7 protein-coding genes and 1 pseudogene are annotated in these 6,167 nt (G+C 48.0%); 4 read left to right on the forward strand and 4 right to left on the reverse strand.

The window, feature by feature from the left end:
* Positions 1-104: 104 nt before the first annotated feature.
* Together BRW63_RS26495 and BRW63_RS26500 are read right to left on the reverse strand one after the other, a co-directional pair.
* Positions 105-341 carry a HEAT repeat domain-containing protein gene (locus BRW63_RS26495; protein WP_073075312.1) on the reverse strand — a complete coding sequence of 79 codons (237 nt, stop codon included), beginning with the start codon at positions 339-341 and terminating at the stop codon, positions 105-107.
* Complete coding sequence (locus BRW63_RS26500) at positions 338-2,308, reverse strand: NACHT domain-containing protein (RefSeq protein ID WP_073075313.1); 1,971 nt, start codon at positions 2,306-2,308, stop codon at positions 338-340. The genes BRW63_RS26495 and BRW63_RS26500 overlap by 4 nt, the downstream gene beginning before the upstream one ends.
* Before the next feature lie 99 nt (positions 2,309-2,407).
* Between BRW63_RS26500 and BRW63_RS26505 the strand changes: the two genes are divergently transcribed.
* Positions 2,408-3,376 (forward strand): hypothetical protein, encoded by a 969-nt coding sequence (locus tag BRW63_RS26505; protein WP_083583270.1) that lies wholly within the window; start codon positions 2,408-2,410, stop codon positions 3,374-3,376.
* 166 nt (positions 3,377-3,542) lie between these two features.
* On the opposite strand, the gene BRW63_RS26510 is transcribed toward BRW63_RS26505, so the two are convergent.
* On the reverse strand, positions 3,543-3,875 hold the full coding sequence (locus BRW63_RS26510) for an HNH endonuclease (protein WP_219898752.1): 333 nt from the start codon (positions 3,873-3,875) through the stop codon (positions 3,543-3,545).
* 4 nt (positions 3,876-3,879) lie between these two features.
* Positions 3,880-4,242, reverse strand: coding sequence for a hypothetical protein (locus tag BRW63_RS26515; RefSeq protein WP_073075314.1), 363 nt, complete (start codon positions 4,240-4,242; stop codon positions 3,880-3,882).
* Between the two features lie 397 nt (positions 4,243-4,639).
* Between BRW63_RS26515 and BRW63_RS26520 the strand changes: the two genes are divergently transcribed.
* The 3 genes and pseudogenes from BRW63_RS26520 to BRW63_RS26530 all read left to right on the forward strand — a co-directional run.
* Positions 4,640-5,326: a hypothetical protein gene (locus BRW63_RS26520; RefSeq protein ID WP_106254238.1), complete on the forward strand. Its 687-nt coding sequence runs from the start codon at positions 4,640-4,642 to the stop codon at positions 5,324-5,326.
* A 103-nt stretch (positions 5,327-5,429) separates the two neighbouring features.
* The gene (locus BRW63_RS26525) at positions 5,430-5,714 is read left to right on the forward strand and encodes a DUF433 domain-containing protein (protein ID WP_073075316.1); all 285 of its coding nucleotides are present in this window, start codon (positions 5,430-5,432) and stop codon (positions 5,712-5,714) included.
* A 90-nt stretch (positions 5,715-5,804) separates the two neighbouring features.
* Positions 5,805-6,167, forward strand: a pseudogene (locus tag BRW63_RS26530) (hypothetical protein); the annotation flags it as partial.

Here is a 6,167-nt window from a genome sequence, read left to right on the forward strand (position 1 = left end):
TGGACAATGCCGATCCGAGACTGGAAACGGGCATTAAATCGCTTTGCTATCGAGTTTGAAGGGAGGTTTCCCATGTAGTTATTTATCGCTTGACACAAACTACTTTACAAACCCATTATTTCTTCTACACGCCCTAAATCTTTTAGAACTTTAATTGCCTCCCAACGGTCATACATTTCTTCTTCTTGAATTACTTTGAGCAACACAGGACTTATTTCTGTAGCACCTAGTCTTCCCAATACCGCCGCTGCTTCCCAACGCATATGCGAATCTTTATTTGTGAATTCCTTCAGCAGATAGGGAATTACTTGACATCCAAAACCTTCTAGTCGCTTGATCACACTCGAACATATATGAAAACTGATCCCATAATTATCCTCCGTACATTGCTCCAGGGTAGTGCGCATAAAATTTGCTTCCCTGGTTTCAGGGCTGACTGCTGTTGCAGGTAGCGGCTCTCATCCTCTAGTACTTCAAGTAATGCAGGAAGTATCTGTGATTCAAACTGCTCTAGTACTTCAAAAGTCATCTGACGAGCATTTCTGCTGAGATTCTTCAGTGATTTGAGCAATTCTGGAACTGCTTCTACAGCATTCAACTTACCCAATGTAATTGCTGCTATCCAACGTACTTGTTCATTGTCATTTTCCAAAACTTTAAGCAAAACAGGAATTGGTCGATTAGCAAATAGATTAACAAGCTCTTCTGTTGTTTGCCAATCAGTAGCATCTTCATCAGGCAGTTTTAATGGCTCCATCGAATAGTCACTCTCATGGATTTCTATATAGAGGGCTATTGCTTCAGCACATTCAGGACTTGTGATTGCTTGATCTATTAGCTTTAACGCGCAAGCTACTTTATTAGAGATAGTGCCTGTTTCATCTTTTGGTTCTTGTAGAAGTGTAGAAATGACAAGACTCGATCTTGTTTCCCCCAAAAGCTTTATCTTTAACCATTTGGGTACTTCTAATATGTCTATCTTGCTGACTGTTATCTTCTGAAGCTCCGACTTTACTTCTCCTGCCAATCGCGCTCCGAGTCTCGAATCTACTTCCAACGCCAACTCTACTATTTTCTCCGCCAGTTCTTCATCCAAACAAGCCAGCATTAGTGCTACAGGTTCCGTCCACTTCAAAAAATTTAGGAAGTCTCGTTGCAGTGTCTTAGGCTCTAACTTCGGCAACTGCTCTAGCAACGCCTCTGCCGCATAATGCTCCTGAATCAGTTGATGCCGAAACTCTAGCTCTTCGCTGTTCGTCCCTGCCTGAATCAAATGATGCTTTTGCAAGTCTCTCAAACACTTCCGAGCAAAATCTTCTGCAAATGGCACTTTCTCATTTAGAAATTGCGCGATCGCTCTCACCGCTTCTTCCTTTGAGATCGCAACCCGAAACTCTGTCGGTTTCTCCCCCTGCATCATCACCCATGCTAACTGTTGCAGCACAGGCTTCCACCAAGTCCGATCGCTCTCAATCCGCGCATCCTCTTTCAAATACCGCTCATAGCCCTGCGTAAACTCCCGAAACACCATCCCCAAATTCTTTGGAATCTGTCCCGTCTGCTGAAACAGGCTACATAACATCCACAGCAGCAAAGGCGTTTGTCCAAACTCTCGCAATCGATCCTTTAGTTGCCGTAGCATTTCCTCTGCTTGCTCTGGCACATACGATCGAACAAACGCTTGCATCTGCGCTTCGGTGAGCGGCTGCATTTCTAATTTCTGCTCAATTCCCAGATCTCCCCCAAGACTCAAATCTCGTGTGGTGAAGATCATCGGTAGTTTCGGATGGTTGCGTCGAAAAGTGGAAAGCTGCGATCGCGCTTCTTCCGAAGGCAATTCATTCACCCCATCGAATAGGAGTAGAGATCGCGCCAACACCAGTTCTAATGATTCAACGCGCAGCTCATGTCGAGCGAATGAACTGCGAATTAATTCTTCGATCGACCTTTGCCAATAGCGCAATTCCACCAGAACCGGAATTTTCGCCTGTGGTTTCGTCGCCTCTTCCAGCATCAACCGCGCCAACGCCCTAGACTTCCCCGAACCCGGTTGCCCGACCAACAATACCTGCTGGTCTGCATACTTGCGAATCCCTTCGAGAACTGGAAATCGTTCAACTTTCTCTGCTTCTCGCTCTTCCCGCTCTTCTCGCTTCACCGTCTGTACGGTCAAGCCAAAGTCAAAAAACGGGGACACGTCCTTCGACTGTCGTTGTTTCCCTTGGGCATCGGTCAACGTGTAAAGCTGCCACCACTTGGCATAAGCAGCACGAATCGATTCAAGATAGGGCTGGAAATCAGGAATCATTGAGAGGGCAACGAAGGACGGGGCTTGTTCTCAATATTACACGCCGCATTTTCTATAACCAGGATCTCTCAATGATTTCTTTGACTAGAAAATTTCTGTTTGTCGTTGCGATCGCAACTCCCCATTCAAGCCTCATTCTCAGCATTGCAAGATATCACCGTGCTGCACAAGATTCGTAAAATCGTGATAGAAAACAAAGTGACATTCTGTTCCCTGCACGATCGCATTATGGCAATATCCGACTATTCTGAACCCCTCACTCAACTCCTGACTCAAGGCGAATGCAAATGGGGCGGCGTTGACTCTTGGATTGACTATCCAGCCTTGGGAATCACCTCAAACGACATTCCCGGCTTGATTCGCATGGCAACCGACCCTGAACTCTACGACCAAGACGGCGACGAGGCAGAAAGCTGGGCACCCGTTCACGCGTGGAGAGCGTTGGGACAACTCCGAGCCGAAGCCGCCATCGTGCCATTACTGCAACAATCGCTGGAGTATGAGGATCACGAGGGTTGGCGAGACTGGATGACCTCAGAACTGCCAACCGTGTTCAGCATGATTGGCGCACTTGGCATTCCAGCATTGGCAGAATTGATCCGCGATCGTACAAAATCCGGTTGGCAGCGGACAATTCCCGTGGAAGGGTTGGAGAGAATCGCGAAAACGCAACCGGAAGTCACCGCGCAGTGCATCGCCATTTTGCAAGACGAGCTGGCTCATTTTGAGGAGAATGACCCTGAAATGAACGCATTCGTGATTGGAAGCTTGGTTGAGTTGCGAGTCATGGAAGCCGTTCCTCTGATCGAGCAGGCGTTTGCGGCTGAAAAGGTAGACGAATTGTTCAATGGAGATTGGGATGATGTGCAGGTCAGTTTGGGCTTGAAATCACCCGATGAAGGGCCTCGAAAACGCTATGAATTGCCACGATCTCTGATAGAGCGCGATTCTTTGCCGATTGCCTTATCGGGATTTGATGCGACCGACTATCAGCGGCAAAAAGCCAAAAAGAAGGCGAAACGGAAGCAGCAAGCAGCGGCGCGACGCACGAATCGCAAAAAGAAATAAAGCCGTATTCCCACCGTTCTACCGAAGATGTTAAGCGAAATCTTATGGCTGAAAGAAACTCATAGAGCTAAAGTTCGGGCGGATGCCAACCTGCCAGAATCCAGTAGCTGCGAACTGTCAAGGCATCAGGATCATCATTCAGTCGGATCGCTGCAATGGTTGCCCGTCAGATCGCAGTCAATCCTTCTACTCTCAAGCCACCCTCGATCCAGCGAAAATGCTCTGTCCAAACCTGCGATCGCGGATTAAACAATGATACGCTCTCTCTAGTCTCCGGATCGATTGCTTCAGTTTTATCTGCTTTGTATCCATTGCAAATTGGACAAGCCAACCACAGATTTGACTCCTCGCTACTGCCGCCTTTTGACGCCGGAATCAAATGCTCAATCTCCAATCGTGCCATGACCAGAAATTGCGGACTCAAACAGTACCCACAGCGATTCTGTGCAGCCTCACGGACTTGTCTTACAACCTCAACCGAAATATAAGGACGGTTCATGTTCCTAGCCAATCGCAGGACGCAAACCTCGTTCCACCGCAATCTTCCAGGCTTCCGCCTTCCGCACTAATCCACGGCGATAGCGCTGTAATAGATGATCTAGATGCGATCGTTCATCTGAACGTAGCTGATTTTCTCTCTGTTTCCCCAAAAGGTCGCTGAGTTGCGTTTGCTCCTGCAAAGATAATTCTGAGTCGCAGAGCGCTAATACCTGAGTATCAGACAGAGAAGCGATTGCAGGTTCCATACTGCCACGAGTCAGCCATTCTAACAGCACGTCTTCCAAAGGGCGTTGCGTCAGGGTCGCCACTTCATGAACCTGTTGCGCTAATGAATCTGGAAGGGTTAGCGTGACTCGCTCTGCCATAATGCTCTCTCAGATTGACTTCTTTATTGTACGGCGATTCCTCAAATGCCTACACGTTTGGTCTCGAAGCACGAGGGGTGCGACCTCTACCTGATACTAAAGTGACTCAAGCCTCCTGCTGATAAGGTTTTTGAACGATTTCACAGTAGTCCTTTTGATTATTCATTGATCAATTTTACAGGCACTCAAAACCCTTATGGAGCAAAAGGTAATCGGTTTTTTCCAATGTATCGGATGGAGGTCGCACCCAGCACGAGGATCTCTTCCGCCCGTCAAATTCGAGGTTGCTCTCGTCGTTGAGCGATCGCAATCTGCTTGCAGAGATTTCGCAGAGATCACAGAAAATGTAAAGGGACATTTGGGGACTCCGCGCACGATTGTTTTGAGGAACGGCGACATGGTTTGGCGAACAAGTTTGGGCACACGATCACTAGAAGACATTGAGGCAGCATTGTATCTCGAAGCAGTGCAGAGTGCCGTAGATTACATTGAACTCATGAATGATGAATTGGATATGAAAACGGGCGATCGCATCTTCGATTCCGCTAATATTCATCAGAAAGTTGTCATCCTTCACCGCTGTCTCTCGGCACTCTTGGAGCCAGAAGTCGAAGCCCCAGAGTTGAACAGTGTTCTCGAAGCAGGCGCTTATTTTCCCTTTGCTTATCTACAAATGCGGGTAGAGGAAGAAATCGCAGAAGAAGATGAATGGTCAGATGAAGAGGAAGATCTGAAGTATGCCTACCGTCGGCTGCTTTGGAAAGCGTTTGAAGGATTTGTGCGTCCGCGTTGGGAATCTGCGATCGAGGAATATGGAGCGCGTGAGGAAGAGGCTGATTTTAGCGATCACTCCACCAATCTCGACTTGTGGGAAGAAATTATCGACGAACTCGCGGATCGAATTTTCTGGGATCGAGATTGGCAAGTCAGTTCGATCGCACCCCAACTGCTCGACGGCATCGAACCAGAATTTAGCCAAATCACAGGGTTAGATGAGGACTATGTTACGAATCGACTGCCAAGCGTGACCAAGGAAGAGGCTGCGATCGCGTTGGCTGAAATCCGAACGTGGAAATTGTCTTAAACGCAAGCTCAACTGGAGTATCAAGCTTTAACGAGACTGCGATCGCAATCGTTGGAGAACGACTCGATTACAATAGAGAGAATAACTTGTAGAGCAAGGGCTGATGTCTCAAACTGTTCCAGGCGCTGTTTCTCGGTATGTGGTTCGGGATAGAGAAGCGTTTTTGCAAGAACCGACGATTGTGGCAACTCAGGTCACAGTACGAGACATTGTGGAACTTTGGCGATCGGGAATTGCACCCGAAGAAATTCCATCTCAGCTATTTGATCTCGTATCTGCGGCTCAAGTATTTGATGCCCTTAGTTTTTATCTAGATAATCAGTCTGAAATTGATGGTTATATTGAGTGGTATCGCAGCCGTCCGCCGCTGAATGTGCCTGCAAGGTAAACTCAGATCTTGCAGCAGTCTCAACAGGGAGTTGCAAAACGGCTAAAAGTCTGTAAGAAAGGGCGTAGAAATAGCTGAATTAGGACGGTTATGGAAACCATCTTGCAACACGCCCAAGGATTAGTGTACGCCCTGCTTCACTTGATGCCTAGCCCCTATCAGCGCGCTAGTCTCAGTTCTCTTTTAGGACTGTTTTTAGAGGCGCAGGGTCATCCTGTCCCTCAGGGGTGCCAGACGAAATCTGCTAGCGCGTTGAGCCGCTTTCTGAATCACTCCGAGTGGTCAACTCGTTCGGTGCTGAGAACGACTCGCCACCAGGTGTTGCAGCAGATGAGAGCGCATCTTCCAGGCTCTGGCAGCCCCCTGAAAGTATTGATTGACTTAACCACCTTGGAGAAGTGCGGCAAGTTTCGGCACCTGGGCGACCCGACCGAGGATGAGGGAACGCCCAAC

This window comes from Phormidesmis priestleyi ULC007, assembly GCF_001895925.1.
Classification (GTDB): Bacteria; Cyanobacteriota; Cyanobacteriia; order Leptolyngbyales; family Leptolyngbyaceae; genus Phormidesmis_A; species Phormidesmis_A priestleyi_A.

Coding starts and splice junctions, on each gene's coding strand:
- BRW63_RS26500 (WP_073075313.1), bottom strand. CDS start 2,308: ATGATTCCTGATTTCCAGCCCTATCTTGAATCGATTCGTGCTGCTTAT.
- BRW63_RS26510 (WP_219898752.1), bottom strand. CDS start 3,875: ATGAACCGTCCTTATATTTCGGTTGAGGTTGTAAGACAAGTCCGTGAG.
- BRW63_RS26520 (WP_106254238.1), top strand. CDS start 4,640: ATGGTTTGGCGAACAAGTTTGGGCACACGATCACTAGAAGACATTGAG.
- BRW63_RS26515 (WP_073075314.1), bottom strand. CDS start 4,242: ATGGCAGAGCGAGTCACGCTAACCCTTCCAGATTCATTAGCGCAACAG.
- BRW63_RS26525 (WP_073075316.1), top strand. CDS start 5,430: ATGTCTCAAACTGTTCCAGGCGCTGTTTCTCGGTATGTGGTTCGGGAT.